The following is a 17,725-nucleotide window of genomic DNA, read 5'->3' on the forward strand; positions in this document are numbered from 1 at the left end:
ATGAAAAACTCAAAAAACTCTATCGAAGAAAAACGCCACACGCTGGCGCATCTTTTGGCGTCTGCAGTGCTGGCAAAATATCCCAAAGCAAAGCTCGGTATTGGCCCTACTATTGAAAACGGCTTTTACTATGACTTTGATTTAGGCGGTAAACTCAAAGAAGAAGACCTGGAAGGATTTGAGCAAACAATGCGCGATCTTATCGGGCAAGAACTTGATATGACGGGAGAAAAAGTGACGGCCGACGAGGCAAGAAAGCTCTTTGCCGATCAACCCTATAAACTCGAGCTTATAGATGAATACGAAAAAGAAGGCCGCGAGCTGACCTCCTATACTATTGGTGATTTTACTGACTTGTGTAAAGGAGGTCATGCGGACAACACGCGGGATATTGATGCAGGATCATTTGCGCTTACCTCAATCGCAGGTGCCTATTGGCGCGGTGACGAAAATAACCCGCAACTCCAACGAGTCTACGCGCTTGCCTTTGATACACCGGCCGAGCTCGCCGAGCATCAAACGATGTTAGAGGAAGCTAAAAAACGCGATCACCGCAAACTCGGTAAAGAATTGGGTCTTTTTGCTATCACTGAAGAAGTAGGTCCTGGCCTGCCGTTATTCTATCCGAAAGGTGCTACGCTCCGCCGAATCGTTGAAAATTTTATTACTGAACTCCAAGAAAAGCGTGGCTACGAATCTATCTGGATCCCGCACATCACTAAAAGTGAACTGTATAAAATATCGGGGCATGCAGAAAAATACGATGCACTCTATCCTCCTATGCACCTTGAGCGTGAGGCGGACTACTTCATCAAGCCGATGAACTGCCCGCATTTTATGATGCTCTACAAAACCACGCCACACTCATACCGCGAGCTTCCTGTACGCTGGACTTGCACGACCACCAACTATCGCCACGAAAAATCTGGCGAGCTCTCGGGCCTTACGCGCGTGCGATCACTTACCCAAGACGATTGCCATGTATTTACCCGTAAAGATCAAATCGAGGAAGTGATAGAAGAAATGCTCGACATGATCGAAGAAACCTATGCAACATTTGGATTTAAAGATTTCTGGGTGCGTATCTCAACACATGATCCTGAAAATAAAGAGCAATACATAGGTGACCCGGCTATTTGGGAAGAAAGCGAAAAAACACTGACCTCCGTCATCTCAAAGCGCGGCTGGCAGCATGAAATCGGCGTAGGAGAGGCGGCGTTTTATGGCCCCAAGCTCGATTTTATTTTCAAAGATGTCATTGGTCGCTCATGGCAACTCTCGACCATTCAGCTCGATATGAACTTACCCGAACGATTTGAGCTTGAGTACATTGATTCTGACGGCGAGAAAAAACGCCCGGTGGTTATACATCGCGCGATTTTAGGATCGACCGAACGCTTTTTGGGAATTCTCATCGAACACTACGGCGGCGCGTTTCCATTTTGGCTCGCCCCCGTGCAAGTAAAGATTTTAACGATCAATGATAAGGTGATTGACTACACAAACGAGGTAACGGGAAAACTCAAAGCTCAGGGTGTTCGTATTGAACTCGATACACGCAATGAATCGATTGGTAAAAAAATTCGCGAAGCAGAGATGGAAAAAGTGCCGTATATCTTTGTCATTGGTGAAAAAGAAGTGGCGGCAAGCCAAGTAAATGTTCGTACGCGCGGAATGAAAGACACGAAAACAATCTCTCTCGAACAGTTTCCCGAAGACACAAAAAACTAACTAAAAAAATAAGCTCGAGGGGAGTCATCCCCTCGAGCTCTTCGGTTGTACACCCGCTAGTGCGGATGATGCGCGCCGGTGTCGGCGCCATTCGCGCGCGCTGGCCGTGATGCGGTTTGCGCACGCGAAGCGGCGGCTGCCATCACGCCATCTGCGCGGGCGCGAGCAACCTCCTGTTGGAAGTTGATGATCTTGCGATCGAGCCGACGCCGCACGCGCGCCTGCCATGCGATGTCAATGAGCGCAAGAACAAACGCCACCGCAAGCCCAACGACCCAGCTCCAGAACCGGTCACGATACGACTCAGCCTGATTTGCGAGCGGCTCGAGCTCTGCCACCTTGCCGTCGAGCGTGTCATTGAGACCATGTGACGCTGCGAGCTCGCGCACATGATCGTCACGCTCTTTGGTGACACCTCCAAGCTCTCCTTTGAGCCGCGCGACTTCGCCTTCGAGTCGCCTGAGCTCGGCCGGCTCTGGGCGCGGATCGACGACCTTGTCGCCGACGCTCAGAACCGAGAAGTTCGTGCGAGGATTGGCCGCGCGAAGCTCTTCGAGAGACGGGGTAAACTTACCCGCAATCTCGCTCGGCGTGTCGCCTGGCTGGATAGTGTAGGTTCGCGCCTCACTGTTGGTTGCGATCACGCAAAGCGCGATCAGTACGAAAAGAACAGTTTTCCATCCCCTCATATGCCCTCCTATGGCATTGGAAACATGGGTTGATTCGATTAATATTTTACTATATAATTGCATTTATGGCAAGACCCCACATTATCGTCATCGCAGGCCCTACCGCATCGGGCAAATCAGCGCGTGCGCTCAAGCTTGCCCGCCGCGTCCGTGGCGAGATAGTATCAGCCGACTCGCGCCAAGCGTATCGCGGGCTTGATATCGGTACCGCAAAACCTACAAAGAAAGAACAGCGTATAGCGCCTCATCACTGTATTGATCTCGTCTCGCCCAAGAAGATGTATACGGTCAGTGAATACCAGACGGCAGCACTCCGCGCTATCAAAAAGATTTTAACCAAAGGCAAAACACCGATCATCGTAGGCGGTACCGGTTTTTATATTGATGCTATTTTATATGACATAATATTCCCTGAAGTGCCACCTAACCCTGCTCTCAGAGGCAAACTCGAAAAACTTTCGGCTGCAAAGCTTTTTGCCATGCTCAAAAAACTTGATCCAGCACGCGCCAAAAATATTGATGCCAAAAATCCGCGCCGCCTCATGCGCGCGATAGAAATCGCCAAAACACTTGGCAAAGTGCCAGCACTCACCAAAACTCCCCGCTTTGATGCGAAGATTATTCTCCTCAATCCACCCAAAACAACACTTCAAAAAAATATCGCGCGCCGCACAACCCACATGCTTCGCGCGGGTCTGCTCGACGAAATACGCAAACTGATACGCACACGCATCCCCCGCGCGCGCATCCTAGAACTTGGGTTTGAATACAAATATCCCCTCCTATATCTTGAACACCAAATCTCAAAAGATGAGATGATTGCAAAGATCAACACTGAAAACTGGCGCTATGCCAAACGCCAACAGACATGGTTTAAGAAAGCATTTGCGAAAGCAAATCACGAATAGTTTCTGGATTGCCTTTGCCTTTGCTCGCTTTCATTGCCTGCCCTACCAAAAATTGGAGAGCGCCCTGTTTACCTGATTTGTATTCGGAAACGGCGGACTCATTTTCTTCGAGTACTTTTTTGATGATACCTTCGAGCTCACCCGTATCACTTGATTGAAATACATCAAGATCGCGCGCGATATCTGACGGATCACCACCCACTGATACCATGGTGAGCAATATATCTTTCGCCCCTCGCGATGATATTTTTTTATCAGCGATCAGTGAGATAAGTTCAGCAAAGTTTTCTGGATCGCACTTCATATCTGCGAACGCGACTCCCTTTTCGTCGAGTGAGCGCGCAAGATCTGAGAGCATGTAGTTACGCAAGAGCTTATAGGCGTTTTTGGTATCATGCCCACTCGCCGACAGCCACTCGCCTAACTCTGATGCTGATTTTTCATAAAACGAGCTCATCACAGGATTGCGCACTAAAAACTCGATAGCTTCGGTATCAAGCCCGTACTCACGCAAAAAACGCTCGCGCTTTTGCACGGGCAGTTCGGGCAAATGGTGCTTGAGCTCTTCGCGAATAGCGGCCACATTCAACGGCGGCAAATCAGGCTCAGGGAAATAGCGATAGTCATGCGCTGATTCTTTGACGCGCTGAAGTACCGTCTGTTGTTTTGCCTCATCCCAACCACGCGTCTCTTGCCTCACCTCACCTCCTGATTCGATGAGTTGGATCTGACGCGCTACTTCATACTCAATGGCTTTTTCTACAAACTTAAACGAATTGATATTTTTGAGCTCTACTTTGGTGCCAAATTTTTCCGTACCTTTTGGCATGACAGACACATTGGCCTCTACACGCATCTCGCCTTTTTGCATGCGCGCATACGAGGCACCTACATACTGAAAAATAAGCTGGAGCTCTTCGGCAGCTTCTCGCGCCTCGGCCGCACTTCGCATATCGGGCTCGGTGACAAGCTCCATAAGTGGCACACCTGCGCGATTAAAATCAACAAGTGTATTGCCCTCTTTGTCATGCACTAAGCTCCCCGTATCTTCCTCAAGATGCACACGAGTAATGCGCACCTGTTTGCCTGAAGGTATCGCGATAAGACCGTTGGCCACCATCGGCTCGTCATACTGCGAGATCTGGTACCCCTTAGGCTGGTCAGGATAGAAATAATTTTTACGGTCAAACTTGCTCGTATCGGGCACGCGCGCACCAAGCGCCAAACCTACCGAGACCACTTTGCGCACCGCGTCTTGGTTGGCTACCGGCAAGGTGCCTGGATGCGCCAAACACACGGGGCATATATTGGTATTGGGACGCTCTTCACTCGAATCATTTTTGCAACGACAAAACATCTTGCTCTGAGTGGCAAGCTCTGCATGTATTTCCAGACCGATAACCGATTCGTACTCCATACTAAATAGTGTTGCACGGAAAGGGTTTTTTGTGTATACTCAAACCCATGCTAAGTTATTCTGAACTGCGCCCTGGCACCACCTTTGTACTCGACGGGGATCCCTACCGCGTACTTGAGTATAGCTTCTTGCGCATGCAACAGCGTAAGCCCGTAGCTCAAACAAAAATCAAAAATCTCCGCTCCGGTAAGGTGACAAGCCGCACTTTCCACCAAAATGAATCATTTAAACCTGCTGATATCGAGAAAGAAACAGCGACATTTCTCTATGGTAGTCGTGGCGAATATTGGTTTCGCCGAGGTGACGATCCAAAAAATCGCATCACACTCAAAGAAGAAAAAATAGAAGATATCGTCAACTATCTCTTGCCCAATATGTCTATTGCGCTTGATGTATTTGAAGGTGAAATAATCAACATCGAAATCCCTATCAAGATGGATCTCGAAGTAAAACAAGCTCCTCCCGGCGTAAAAGGTGACAGCGCTACGGGTGGCAACAAAGAAGTAATACTCGAAACCGGCCTCAAACTCAATGTACCGCTCTTCATCAACGAGGGTGACATCGTGCGGGTAAATACCGAATCGGGCGAATATATCGAACGCGTAGAAAAGGCCTGATCGCCTTTGGCGACACTTAGAGCTTTATCGACTCCCCTGGTGCTATCTTCTGACCTCCACTTTTTATAGGGTCTTGTTTTTTGTCAGATACGCCACTCAATGCATTTTTGATAACTTCTTTAAGCCCCACAAGATCAGGGCCTTTGCGTTGCTGTGGCTCGCGTGGTGGGCGTGACAATTCTTTGAGCGATATGGTTTTATCAGCTTGAGGACGCGTGACCAAAGAACCCTGCCTTACCGATGAAGTCTGCTTTTTGGCGTAAGTGACCGCTGGCGTTTCTTTCTCGAGCTTTGCATTTTTCTCGCTCGCGAACTCTATACCCAACAAACTCAAATGACTCGAATATTTTGCTTTTACTGAAACTTTGGCGGGAGAAATCTCGCCTGACTGCACTTTTTTTAAGCAATCAGAACAATAGATAGGACGCGACTCATCGGGCTTAAAATTAAGATGTGCCGATTTTCCACAAAGACTGCAGGTCGCGGTATAGCGTTCACTCTTAGCCCCGCCCACGCCACTGCCCACGGTATGACCACTCGTGTGAGTTGAGCTCGTACGATCGCCTGCATGCTCTCCCTGCTGTATGCGGTCATGCGCCACGCCTTGGGCCGCCTCCTCTCCCAAAGACTCGCTCCAGCGCATAATCTCTGCTTCTACAACCTCACGAGGACGAGCGTATTTGCGACGCGAAAGATCGATGATAGTTTGTGTTGAATCATCAACACCTGCGGGACCTATCGCGGCAGTGGTTGTCGCAGAAAAAGGTCGCGAGGTCGCGCCATTGACCATAAGCTTGAGATAGATATGCCGATTAGGAAGATTCACCAAATCTTGGATCTCGAACTCTGGCTCAAACTCTTTTTCTAGAAACTCCGCATCGGTAGCCCCTACACGAAATGAAATAAGCGTACCGCAGTTGCCAAAGACCGCATCGCGTACTTTTGTCGTGGTATCAGTGACGAGCTGACCTATATACTGGTGAGCGATGACTAAATTGAGACGATACTTGCGTGCCTCGGACAAAATATTGGCAAATGAATCAGTGGCAAAGTTTTGAAACTCATCAACATAGAGATAAAAATCTTTGCGTTCTTCTTCGGGTATACGCACACGCTCCATAGCTGCGAGCTGAATCTTCGTGATGAGCATCGCGCCCAAGAGCGCAGCGTTGTCCTCACCAATGCGACCCTTGGCGACATTGATGAGTAAAATTTTTCGCTGGTTCATCGCCTCTTGTACATTGAATGCGCTTTTGGGCTGACCTACGATATTGCGCACAAATGATGATGACAAAAATTGGCCTACTTTATTTTGAATCGGCGCGATTGCCTCTTGGCGAAATCTATCTTGCCAACTCTCATATTCCTGCACCCAAAACGAGCGTACTACCGGATCTTTCAGATTGTCGATAATGATACGACGATATCCTTTGTCTACCAAAAGCCGTGGGATCCCCAACAGTGTCGTGCCGGGCGTATCGAGTAACGCCAATACACAGTTGTTCAAAATATACTCCATACGGCTTGACCAGACATTCGCCCAAATCTTGGTAAAAATACCCATCAAGTCAGAGGCGACCAAATGCTTGTACTTCGGATCGGGCACCTCCAATACATTAAACCCAAGCGGAAAATCTGAATCAGCTGGATTGAAGTAGATAACATCATCGAGACGATTATCAGGAATTTTCTCGAGTACTTCTTCGACGAAGCTACCGTGGGGATCGACAATAGCGAGGCCTGCACCTGTCTGAATATCCTGAAACGCAAGATTTTTAAGCAGGTTAGTTTTACCGGTGCCAGTTTTACCAATCACATAGGTATGCTGACGACGATCTTCCGTGCGGATACCAAAGGTGCGCTCGGCACCGCGAAAGTTTGTCTTAGCAAAATAAACTGTGTAGGAACCCGAGTCCATTACTCTTTATTATCCAATACTTATCAGTATCTATCAACCACGATTGGCACTTGTGGCGTATTGCCGGCGTGACCGCTCCAAAATTTTTACACGCAATGATTCACGAGGCGGCTCCAAGAGCTCGAGCGTCTCGGCAGAAAAGGGGTCATATGCGTTGCCCTCAATCGTCAACTTGATATAAAACTCGCGCATACCAAGATTTATCATATCTTTTGCGCTAAAAACGGGGGTCAGCTCACGCTCGAGACGCGTTGCGTCATCTCCCCCTACACGAAAAACGACCATCGTACCGATTGCACCCAAAACGCTCGCAAACGCATCCGAGTTAAGCTGAGTAGTATACTGATGTGAGATAGTCTGCGCAATACCGTATTTGCGTGATTCAGCTAAAAAATTAAGAAAAGTATTTGTCACCAAACCTTGAAACTCGTGAATATAGAGATAGAAATCGCGTCGCGCATTTTCTTTATCGGCCGCGCGGGCGATGCCCGCCTCCTGCAACTTAAGAATACAGAGCGATCCTAAGAGACTTGCATTATCGTCACCTATCTTGCCTTTGGCAAGATTGATGAGTACAATCTTTTCGCCCGAGAGCACTCCATCGAAATCGATCTTATTTGTTTTTTCAGCGAACATGCCCTTTAAAAAAGGATTGGCGATAAATGCCCAGAGTTTATTGATCAGTGGCGTAACTGCCTCCGCTTCATATTTATCCGCCCACGCACGAAACTCGGTCACCCAAAAACGCTTGACCGTCTCATCTTTACTATGTTCGGCAACCTCCATACGAAAATCAATATCTTTAAGGATCGTGACAAAATCTTTGAATGTCGCGTAGGGATAATCAAGGAGCGCCAAACAAGCAAACCGAAACAAATGCTCGATCTGCCCGTTCCATGTATTACCAAACTGCCGTTCTATAATTTCCACGAGCCCGCGCGCTACCTGATGACGCAACTGAGGCTCAACATCTGCGAGCGGATTGAAGGCAACCGAATGCTGAGTATCTGACGGATCGATAACAATGACATCGGCTGCGCGCTCCTCGGGTATAAAATCGAGTATGCTCGATATTAAATCGCCATCCGGATCGATAACACATACACCATATCCATAAGCGATATCTTGGCGTATGAGCGTTTCGGTAAGCTTTGTTTTGCCTACACCTCGTTTGCCGATGATATACATATGTCGCGTTCTGTCAGCACGATTGATACCAAAAATAAATTTTTTCTCTTCGAGCGCAGCTTCATAATTTGTGCGCCCAAAAAATGAAACCATGCGTGGGTCGACACGCTGATAGATAGGAAGATTTGAAGGAGGAGGTGCGTATTTAATTAAATGAATCTTGCCATCTTTAGGCATGCGCGTATTATACCATACCGAGCTTTTTGAGTGCTCGTTCGTATCTTTCCAAGGCCCATACGGCATCGCCGTAGGTGACGCCCTTCGCACCCTCATGTGCTATTTGATTGCGAAGTTTGTGCGCCTCCCAAAGATCGTCAATAGATTCAAAGCGTTGTTCGCCCAATGCCTGCAAGCGCTCACCCATCGTCTCGCCAGGAAGCTTCATGTCCTTGAGGATACGGTCTACGAGCGAGTCCGCCTCGATGATAAGGAGTGCGGCATCAGTATCAGAAGCTCGCTCAAGGCCCGACTTTACCCGCGTCCATTCGTAGGCGTAGAGCGCACCTTGCGGTTGAGGCTCAGTCGCGACTGCTGTGTGAGATTCTTTTTTACGAAAAGTGGCAATCTTCAGAACAACATAGACAATACCCACGGCCAGCACAAGCGAGAGAGTCCCTGCGATAATTTTAATCCACAAAATAAAACGGCTCCAAAAAGCATTGGCAAAAAATGATTCCGCGCCAAGAGTAAGGGCGCCGATTGAAAAACTCCCTAAGATAAATATCAAGAGGATAAGGAGCCACATCTCGACATCGCGGTAGTCCTTTACCACACTGCTGGCGGCGGGAGGCTTGGGTGGCGGTTTTGATGACGGTTTTCCTGCTGGTTTTTTGATGTCTGCCATAGTTATTTTTGATCTTCAAACATTTCGAGACCGACCGATGGGCCCATTTTTTTCGCCTCTATACGCCTAATAAGAGGTCCTGTCATGACGAGCATCGTCGGTGGATGATACAGGGTCGCCAACTCTTCGGTGTTGAGTACATAGACACGCTGTTTAATATTAAAATTCCATGGACGCGCAAGAATATATTTACCCATCACAGACTCCTCGGGTAACTTGCGCTCGCGAAAATATTCCCACATACGCACTTTGCGTGCCTCGGCCCGAAGTTTGGGTGCGAAATAAGGAAAAACATTGTACTTAGCTTGCGTCCAGACACTACGATTGTGTTCAAAATAATTCATATCTCCCGCAACATATTGATTGATGGCTGTCGTCATTTCTCGTTTGGCACTTTGCCCATCAGCTACTGATTTGTCAGCGATATAGACAAAGCGAATAAGTGTATTGTAGCCTGGTTTTGCTAAATTTAATTCGATTGCTTTTAACACTTCAGTCTCACCAGGCGTGCGCATAGGGCGATCGGTATACTCACCGAGCGGCCCTTGAATAACCTTTTCTTCTCGCGTTTTTAACTTATCAACGAGTTTGAGACCCTCTGCACGCCATGCGACAGGATCGGCGGGTTGAATAAGAATCTGAAGTAAATAATTTTCTTTGCGATCAATCTTTTGAAATACCTCTAAGAGCGCGGCGATGGGATCCAAACTCCGTTCCTCATCCATAGATTCAAACTTGAGATAGGTGCGAATAGGATACGCGTCGGGCTTACCAAGTACAAATTCGGTACCCCACAGGTCGAGATTACGAGCATACATGTCTGATATGCTGTTAGGAAAACGATCAAGATACTCAGAGACCTGCTCAATCTCAAGCATAGGATAGTTTGCATACAGGTTTGCTTCAACAGCCCTACGATGCTTTTTTGGTGTACGAATATAAAAATGAATATCACCACCAAAGCTTGCGACTTCAAGACTGAACCATAATGTCACCTCGCCATTAAGGTAGATTTCTTCAAAATCACCGGGAGAATTGCGCACACTCGAAAGGGCAATAAAAAACTGATCCATTGCCACGGGGCTTTTCGCTATATCGCGCGGAATCTTGAGCTCAAGAAGCGTCCACTCAATGGCTGCCTTATAGAGTTGCTGACGCCATGAGACCCAGAGTGCCCTAAAAACAACAAAAAGCGTGGGGGCAAGCCAGAGCCACCAGAAGCGTACAAGGAGTTTAATTGTGAAAATCGTTGGCTCGAAAAATTCGAGAATTGACATGTATTACGAGACTACCGTATAAGTTCCATCGTCCAGTGTCTTGAATAGTTTCTTGTTCTGAAGGTTGATGAAAATGGTGCTTGCCTTTACCTGACGGCGACGCATCACCTCATCGAGAATCTCCTCGCGCGTCATTGCGCGATCACAAAGCATTTGTACCAATACATCTTTTACAAAACCTGGCTCGTATCCCCACTCTTTGAGCGCATACAAACCGCGACCAACGAGTACGAAGCGGGCGTCTTTGATAAGTTCATTGTGTACGGTCTGCACATGTACTGATTTATTGGAAAACTCACCGATGCGTTTTGCGATATCGCGAAAATGCATTGGTTCCTTTGCTCGAGAGAGCGCGACAAACGCGCTATCGCGCATGCCACGCGGGCGCACAAACGGAGATGATACATGGCCATATTCATCCCACGCATTTTTCTCGATCTCTTTAGAGAGACTGATATAGGTAGCGAGCATAGGACTTTTTTCCGATACTGCAACGCCAGTCTTCTTGAGATGAACTGCCAAGCCAGCAAAAGCGCCTTCGGTGGGCAAGGTAGAGCCTTGCTCGCGAAGCGCGCGGGCAAATGCGGAGAGAGCCGCTTCAATGCCGGCTACGGGAGCGTCAGAAACATGCCAACGCGCATAGAGCCGATCATCAGCTTTGCGGCGTCGAATAGAATCAGAAAGATCACAAAAGAGTACGAGCGTGTTTTTGTCTTTTACTTGACGAAAATCAGGTAAAGACAAAAAATCGTTTTCTGCGGCAATGCCGCCAACGCCTGCGAGTACACTAATGACAGCCGCTTCTTGTGCGGCAAACTCAGCAAAGAGCGGAGACTTTTTCAGACGGCGTACGGCATCGTTTTCGATCTGACGCACGCGCTCACGAGTGATACCCTCGCGCTTACCGATAGCCTCGAGAGTCATGCCATCTGCCTCACCTATACCGTAGCGACGCTTAAGGACGCTTCGCGCACGAGTCGGAAGCTCCCCTAGAAACTTTGCCATTTGTTTCTCAAATGTGGGTGAAATTGAAGCCATAATTGAACATTTCTATTCTACCATATAACCATAAAACAATCAAGAGGTCAATGCTGCCATATCCCCGTCTTCATAAGCCTTCAAATCTGACGACCGAATGGCTATAGATTCGATAATTCCTATGGCCGCCATGAGCGTTACCAAGAACGAACCGCCATAGCTCATAAACGGAAGTCCGATGCCGGTAATGGGCAATAAACCGATATTCATACCTACATGAACGGCGATATGCCCTACAAGCAAAAAGCATACGCCCAAACCAAAAAGCTTTGAGAAATTATCAGGCGACATCATACTGATGTGTAAAATACGCCAAAAGAGCAGTGAAAATGAAAGAAATACAAGCACAATACCCACGAAGCCCCACTCCTCGGCAAATGCGGCAAACATAAAATCAGTCTCTGATTCGGGCAAAAAGTTGAGACGCGACTGCGTACCGTACCCGACACCCTTGCCCCACAACTCGCCCGAACCCACCGCGATCATTGCCTGAATTGCATGATACCCGGATTTTTTTGGATCATTTTCCGGATTGAAAAAAGCGACTACGCGTGTTTTCTGGTATGGCTGAAGTACAAAAAACCACCCGACAGCGGCAACGACAATACCAAGCCCTACGAACAAGACGATGTGACGCATAGTGAGACCTGAAAATAAAAGCATTGCGATCCAGATAAAAAAGAGGATTGCCGATGACCCGAAATCAGGATGTAAAAAAACCAGCGTCATAGGTACGATCAAATATAAAAATGAGATGACGATATGTCGAAAAAGCGCGATCTCCACATAGCGCCGTGAAAAATATTTAGCAAATACAAGTATGAGGAATAACTTAACGGGTTCTACCGGCTCGAAAGCAACGCCACCGATATAAAACCAACTTTGCGCGCCACGCGTAGCAAATCCCGCAATTGCCAAAAGCGTTAAAAGACCGACACCGAAGGCGTACAGCCCGAGAATCGCAGCGCTTGATTTGAGTGTTCTCCAATCAATAAATGCGCAAAACAGCATAACCCCCGTGCTGATAGCAATCCAGATGAGTTGGCGCCAAAAAAAATAATCATTGCCCGAGAGCGATTTCATGGTGAGGAGCCCGAAAAACAAAAGCGGTACGATACCCCAAATCAGCAACCAATCAAAACGGCGCAAAACCTGCATACGGCAGTTATCGTATCACCGTAGTATCCGACGGTAAAGCGGCGAAATCGTACTCGGGGCTTCAAACGAGGCGGGCGGCCAAGTAAAAATCACATCTTGTGTTGACTGTGGTGGAAAAGTCTTTATAAAAGTCTTGCTCGCCGCGTACGCGTTGCCATTGGTATTCTCAAGACGCAAGGTCATCTCAATGTTTTGCTCTTCAAAGAGAGACCTGTTGGCGATAGTCGCACGGATAATCGGATTTGGCTCTGACTGGTAATCCCAACTCACCAAATCAATCTTGAGCGGGTTGTCTGTATCCATCGGCTCCCACGCGATCGGCTTGTAATTAAACTCGACATAGGAAGGGTGCAGTGGCCCCGTCACTAAGTTGGCTTCAAAAACAAAAAGTTGCTCGCCCGGATAAAGAAAGGTCCTACCTTCTTTTTGGGAGACTAATAATCCTGCTTTGTCGTAGACTTTAAAGATATATTCAAATTTTTTTACACCCAGCTTGATGTTTTGATTCTCAATGAGCGCGCCGACATCAAATACCCCCGCGCGCACGATAAAATAATCTTTCCAGAGCACCAACGGCGGTTTGACGATCTCACCCAAACACTTGTTGGGGCAGTTGCCTCCGCAGTCAATGTCTTGTTCGGTACCATTTTGTTTTTCGTCAGTACACGATGGCTGTGGCCAAAACGACCACGCAAGCGCAGCGACCAGAATCGCAAGTAACAGAAAAATAATGCCAAACCCGGCAAGGCGCCGCTTAAATATCCAAAGTCTCATAGGGTTCATTGTATCAAAAAGTATTGCAGGATAAAAGAAAAAGAGACCCTGCATCGAGCAAGATCTGCTTAGTGAGACTGCGGCTTGCGACGCATGTGGCCATGGTAATCGCAAGTAAGGCAATTGAGCGCAATGCTGCTGCCACTTTCTGGGATCACATAGGTGAGCCGACTCTGACACCGGAGACAGAGATGTCTTCCGGGCTGAAACTGCCGGTACGCCCACCATGCGACTCCTGTGAGTGCGAGAGCAAGTGCGACCAAAATTTTCATGGAGCACCTCCTAGAAAAATTGTACTCCCTTCCCATAAAAAGAAAATGCCCGTAAACAATCGTGTTTACGGGTTATGCCGGCTGGATCCAACAGTAATCGCCTTCTTTGCGCGTGACGCGCCAGCGCCTGTCACGCCATTCGAAGACGGACCCTTGCTCAAGATCGTAATCTCCACTCCAAACTTGCGAAACATCACTCGATCCACTAAGAATCAACGAGTACACATAGGTTATCTTGCCGAGCAGTGAATCACTCATCCGACCTCCCTTCGTGGTACTACTTCCACCAAACTACTCAACTCTCGCAAAACTTGCAAGTTCAGTATTTTGGTAGAGGCTCGACCCACGCTGATGCGGGGTCGAGCCATGACGGTTTTCTGACGCGCTTACTCGATTGCGACTGTTTGACCCCTCCCGAGTTTGCCGTGATCCCACCCTGCCGGATTGATGCTCTGTGCATCATGGACATGAATCTCCGCGTACCAAACGCGGGTAGTATCCTTCTTGGGATACATGATTCGCGCATACATCGGCTCACCGCGTACCACATCGGTAAAAACCCGAGTACGCAACGACGAACGAAGATCGACTGTATCGAGCGCACCATCTTCGTTGAGCACGGCGAACGAGTATTTACCGGGTTCGTGCATGAACACTCGCTGAATGTTTGCATACTCACGCCACCCTGTTGCCTGTGGGGCTATTGTGTCGTGATAGACACCAAACGCCACGACCCCAACGAGTATGAGAAGGATGAGACCAAAAACTTTATTCGACATACCTACCTCAAAGTTATTCGCCCACGGGGCTACGTTTCTGTATTGAAAGAACTTCTACCAAAACCTTCAAAAGGTTTTTGAAAACTTTGGTAGAGGCTCGACCGCGCTGTTGCGTGGTCGAGCCATGACGGTTGTTTACGCGGGCGTCGCCGCTATGTGTGGCCGGTATGCGGCCCCTATCTCATCTCACTCGCGGACCTCCTCTCTTTACACTGATGAACAGCAGTTTCAGATGAGTGCGCCTTCGGCGCGCTCGGAATGCTCGAGCGCGAGACATGCTGCCTCGAACTGGAGCTCCAGACCGTCACCATCGGGCGCATAGCGCCGATGTCGCTCGGCCGTACGCTGAGCGGCGAGCCGAGCGTTGTCCTCGCGATCGACGCGCGCACACAGAGTGCCAAACACCGCGAGCATCAAGAGACAGAGAACCACCCCTGCGAGAATCAACATTTCGTCCCCCTTCCTGTCCGACTTCATTGTGCGGCGCTACGAATCACGGATCGTTGTAGATATGGGTCGACGGCGGATCGAGAAGACCTCGCTCGCCACACCCTCGATCGAATGCCCCGATCGCGAAGAGAACCATCGCGATCAAGATTGCCAGAACTCCGTATCCAACGGCCGTCCGCATATTTTCCTCCTCTTATGAACTCTCGAGGATCATTATATCACTAAAATACTTAAATGTCAAGCATAAAAACCCTTACAGTGTAAAGGTTTTTAGAGTATTTAAGTCAAAAGTCCTGGCGGCGACCTACTGTCCCCTGATGAGTATCATCGGCTCAACGGCGTTTTACGACTCTGTTCGGAATGGGAAGAGGTAGTACCACCGTGACGAGCCACCAGGACCTTGGACTCAAACTATGATTTCGAAACTGAGAGGAAGGGTCGAGCACTGATGCACTCGACCGTAAGGTAAACTCGAAGCGGTGGATTGCCATGTTGCTCAATCGTGATCGTCAGATAGACCAGTCTGACTGACTACTCACTCGCGCAGGCAAGTACTTCGGCTGGCTCCAAAGCCACCACTTCGAGCCTTGAGGCGGAACATCCCAGGCCGAAACCAGGGACCTTAACCGCTCCAAGCTGAAAGAACTGCAAGAAAAACTGCTGGGACAACGAGAGGGAGTTGAACCCTCCTTCCGATCAACTGGCTAATAGTCTCGATGCTAGCCTTTCTGAGGCATCGCTATCGAAACGTCCGGATGAAGAGAATTTTCTTGGTCGCCGCACCATTGCCCCATGCTTTCCTCCTCTCAATTTCGAAATATATTATTTGGCAAGAAAAATCCGTAGGTAATGTATGCATTGTCTAACGGAGAACTCGGACTATTAGTACCCCTCGGCTCAACACATTGCTGTGCGTACACCTAGGGCCTATCAACGTGATAGTCTCTCACGGTCCTCAAACGGTTCCTTATCTTGGGGTTGGCTTCGCGCTTAGATGCTTTCAGCGCTTATCCAATCCGAACATAGCTACTCGGCGATGCCACTGGCGTGACAACCGATACACCAGAGGTTCGTTCCTTCCGGTCCTCTCGTACTAGGAAGAACACCCCTCAAGAACCTACGCCCGCAGTAGATAGGAGACCAACCTGTCTCACGCTTCTTTATTTTCATCTGTTACCAGATGGATCGGACTATACCACCACCCCGCACTTGCGGGGGACCGACGTCTTGATATTCATACGAATACCCTCTCCACTTAAGGATCAGTCTCTACGGGGTCAATCTATATATCTTTCGTTTTTTAGAGTAATTTAACTCTCGAAAACGATCAACGAGTTTCATCAACTTCTCGAAATCTTTTGCATTTGCCACCCTCTCTTTTTTATCGAGAATAGTAAGCAAAAGATTTGCCTGTTCTTTTTTAAGAACAAGATACGGCCGCACCCACCCGACAAATATTTTGAGTGAGTCAACCCGGCCAATAGTATACTCGAGTACGCCGTCTTTGCGCGCTCTCATGTACCCAAGACCGATACCGTTGCATAATGTCTCGAACAACTCCCGTGCTTTTTCCGATTGGAACAAAACAATGTAGGGAGCGATCTGATAGCCGTATTTATAACTTGCGTTTGGTTTCAAACGCACATAAATACTACCATCTCCATCGAGAAATCCTGCAAGATATGCTTTTTTATTTGACGAAACCATAGACGACTTCCCTCGGTATTATCCTAACATATGACAGGTTGCTAGTACATAATCGTTAGGACTTCACCGATATGAGTCAGTTTATTCAAGTTGCCTTACGGCAACAGGCCGCCGTTGTTTGATGTCTACCTGGTTCATTTTTGACGGTCTGAACCCAGCTCACGTACCCTTTTAATTGGCGAACAGCCAAACCCTTGGGAGCTTCTCCACCCCCAGGATAGGACGAGCCGACATCGAGGTGCCGAACACCGCCGTCGATATGGACTCTTGGGCGGTACCAGCCTGTTATCCCCGGAGTAACTTTTATCCGTTGAGCTTTCGCGGCGTCTAATACCCACGATCGGATCACTATGTTCTGCTTTCGCGCCTGCTCGACATGTCCGTCTTACAGTCAAGCCAGCTTGTGCCATTACACGACGAGCGCGATTTCCATCCGCGCTTAGCTGACCTTGGTAAACTCCTCCGTTACTTTTTAGGAGGATAGCGCCCCACCAAAACTGCCCACCAGGCACTGTTCCTGTGCGTTTTTGCCGCACGGGTTAGGATATAACTCAATTAAGATGGGTGTTTCATTGGCGACTCCATGGCCCCCAAAAGGACCACTTCAAAGTCTCCCCACTACGCTACGCATAAAAGACTTATACCCAATACCAAGCTGCAGTAAAGCTTCCGGGGTCTTTTCGTCTAACTGCGGGTAACCGGCATCTTCACCGGCATCGCATTTTCACCGGGCACCTCCCTGAGACAGTTCTCCAGTCGTTACGCCTTTCGTGCGCGTCGGAACTTACCCGACAAGGAATTGCGCTACCTTAGGACGATTATAGTTATCGCCGACATTGACGAGGGCTTATACCGTGCAGCCTACACCATTGCTGACATAGACCGACAATATTTAACCTTCTCGCATTGGTCAGGCGTCACCCCCTATACATACTCTTACGAGTTCGCAGGGAGCTGT

The 17,725-nt window shown here is 48.4% G+C and carries 15 protein-coding genes and 2 rRNA genes; 3 read left to right on the forward strand and 14 right to left on the reverse strand.

What is annotated here, in order from left to right; genetic code table 11:
- Complete coding sequence (gene thrS / locus AAB417_03915) at nucleotides 1-1,731, forward strand: threonine--tRNA ligase (GenBank protein ID MEK7631144.1); 1,731 nt, start codon at nucleotides 1-3, stop codon at nucleotides 1,729-1,731.
- Nucleotides 1,732-1,787: 56 nt separating this feature from the next.
- Here the strand turns inward: thrS and AAB417_03920 are convergent, their stop codons facing one another.
- A complete protein-coding gene (locus AAB417_03920; protein ID MEK7631145.1) occupies nucleotides 1,788-2,420 on the reverse strand; it encodes a LysM peptidoglycan-binding domain-containing protein in 633 nt (210 codons plus the stop codon).
- Between the two features lie 65 nt (nucleotides 2,421-2,485).
- Between AAB417_03920 and miaA the strand changes: the two genes are divergently transcribed.
- Entirely contained in the window at nucleotides 2,486-3,328 is an 843-nt protein-coding gene (miaA, locus tag AAB417_03925; protein ID MEK7631146.1) for a tRNA (adenosine(37)-N6)-dimethylallyltransferase MiaA, read from the forward strand.
- On the opposite strand, the gene gatB is transcribed toward miaA, so the two are convergent.
- Nucleotides 3,294-4,745, reverse strand: a complete 1,452-nt coding sequence (gene gatB, locus AAB417_03930) for an Asp-tRNA(Asn)/Glu-tRNA(Gln) amidotransferase subunit GatB (protein MEK7631147.1) — start codon at nucleotides 4,743-4,745, stop codon at nucleotides 3,294-3,296. The genes miaA and gatB overlap by 35 nt on opposite strands.
- 47 nt (nucleotides 4,746-4,792) lie before the next feature.
- Between gatB and AAB417_03935 the strand changes: the two genes are divergently transcribed.
- Complete coding sequence (locus AAB417_03935; protein MEK7631148.1) at nucleotides 4,793-5,362, forward strand: elongation factor P; 570 nt, start codon at nucleotides 4,793-4,795, stop codon at nucleotides 5,360-5,362.
- 16 nt (nucleotides 5,363-5,378) lie between these two features.
- On the opposite strand, the gene AAB417_03940 is transcribed toward AAB417_03935, so the two are convergent.
- The 12 genes from AAB417_03940 to AAB417_03995 all read right to left on the reverse strand — a co-directional run.
- A complete protein-coding gene (locus AAB417_03940) occupies nucleotides 5,379-7,280 on the reverse strand; it encodes a type IV secretion system DNA-binding domain-containing protein (GenBank protein ID MEK7631149.1) in 1,902 nt (633 codons plus the stop codon).
- Nucleotides 7,281-7,313: 33 nt separating this feature from the next.
- On the reverse strand, nucleotides 7,314-8,645 hold the full coding sequence (locus AAB417_03945; GenBank protein MEK7631150.1) for a type IV secretion system DNA-binding domain-containing protein: 1,332 nt from the start codon (nucleotides 8,643-8,645) through the stop codon (nucleotides 7,314-7,316).
- 7 nt (nucleotides 8,646-8,652) lie between these two features.
- A complete protein-coding gene (locus tag AAB417_03950; protein ID MEK7631151.1) occupies nucleotides 8,653-9,312 on the reverse strand; it encodes a hypothetical protein in 660 nt (219 codons plus the stop codon).
- A gap of 2 nt (nucleotides 9,313-9,314) precedes the next feature.
- Nucleotides 9,315-10,589: a hypothetical protein gene (locus AAB417_03955; protein MEK7631152.1), complete on the reverse strand. Its 1,275-nt coding sequence runs from the start codon at nucleotides 10,587-10,589 to the stop codon at nucleotides 9,315-9,317.
- A gap of 3 nt (nucleotides 10,590-10,592) precedes the next feature.
- The gene (locus tag AAB417_03960) at nucleotides 10,593-11,627 is read right to left on the reverse strand and encodes a sigma factor-like helix-turn-helix DNA-binding protein (protein ID MEK7631153.1); all 1,035 of its coding nucleotides are present in this window, start codon (nucleotides 11,625-11,627) and stop codon (nucleotides 10,593-10,595) included.
- A 39-nt stretch (nucleotides 11,628-11,666) separates the two neighbouring features.
- Nucleotides 11,667-12,785, reverse strand: a complete 1,119-nt coding sequence (gene rodA / locus AAB417_03965; protein ID MEK7631154.1) for a rod shape-determining protein RodA — start codon at nucleotides 12,783-12,785, stop codon at nucleotides 11,667-11,669.
- A gap of 15 nt (nucleotides 12,786-12,800) precedes the next feature.
- The gene (locus tag AAB417_03970; GenBank protein MEK7631155.1) at nucleotides 12,801-13,559 is read right to left on the reverse strand and encodes a hypothetical protein; all 759 of its coding nucleotides are present in this window, start codon (nucleotides 13,557-13,559) and stop codon (nucleotides 12,801-12,803) included.
- A gap of 344 nt (nucleotides 13,560-13,903) precedes the next feature.
- Nucleotides 13,904-14,089: a hypothetical protein gene (locus AAB417_03975; protein MEK7631156.1), complete on the reverse strand. Its 186-nt coding sequence runs from the start codon at nucleotides 14,087-14,089 to the stop codon at nucleotides 13,904-13,906.
- A 128-nt stretch (nucleotides 14,090-14,217) separates the two neighbouring features.
- Nucleotides 14,218-14,610, reverse strand: a complete 393-nt coding sequence (locus AAB417_03980) for a hypothetical protein (protein MEK7631157.1) — start codon at nucleotides 14,608-14,610, stop codon at nucleotides 14,218-14,220.
- A 228-nt stretch (nucleotides 14,611-14,838) separates the two neighbouring features.
- Complete coding sequence (locus AAB417_03985) at nucleotides 14,839-15,060, reverse strand: hypothetical protein (GenBank protein ID MEK7631158.1); 222 nt, start codon at nucleotides 15,058-15,060, stop codon at nucleotides 14,839-14,841.
- Between the two features lie 291 nt (nucleotides 15,061-15,351).
- Nucleotides 15,352-15,457 (reverse strand): 5S ribosomal RNA (rrf, locus tag AAB417_03990).
- 465 nt (nucleotides 15,458-15,922) lie between these two features.
- Nucleotides 15,923-17,725 (reverse strand): 23S ribosomal RNA (locus AAB417_03995); the annotation flags it as partial.

This window comes from Patescibacteria group bacterium, assembly GCA_038064855.1.
Classification (GTDB): domain Bacteria; phylum Patescibacteriota; class Minisyncoccia; order Ryanbacterales; family GWA2-47-10b; genus SICQ01.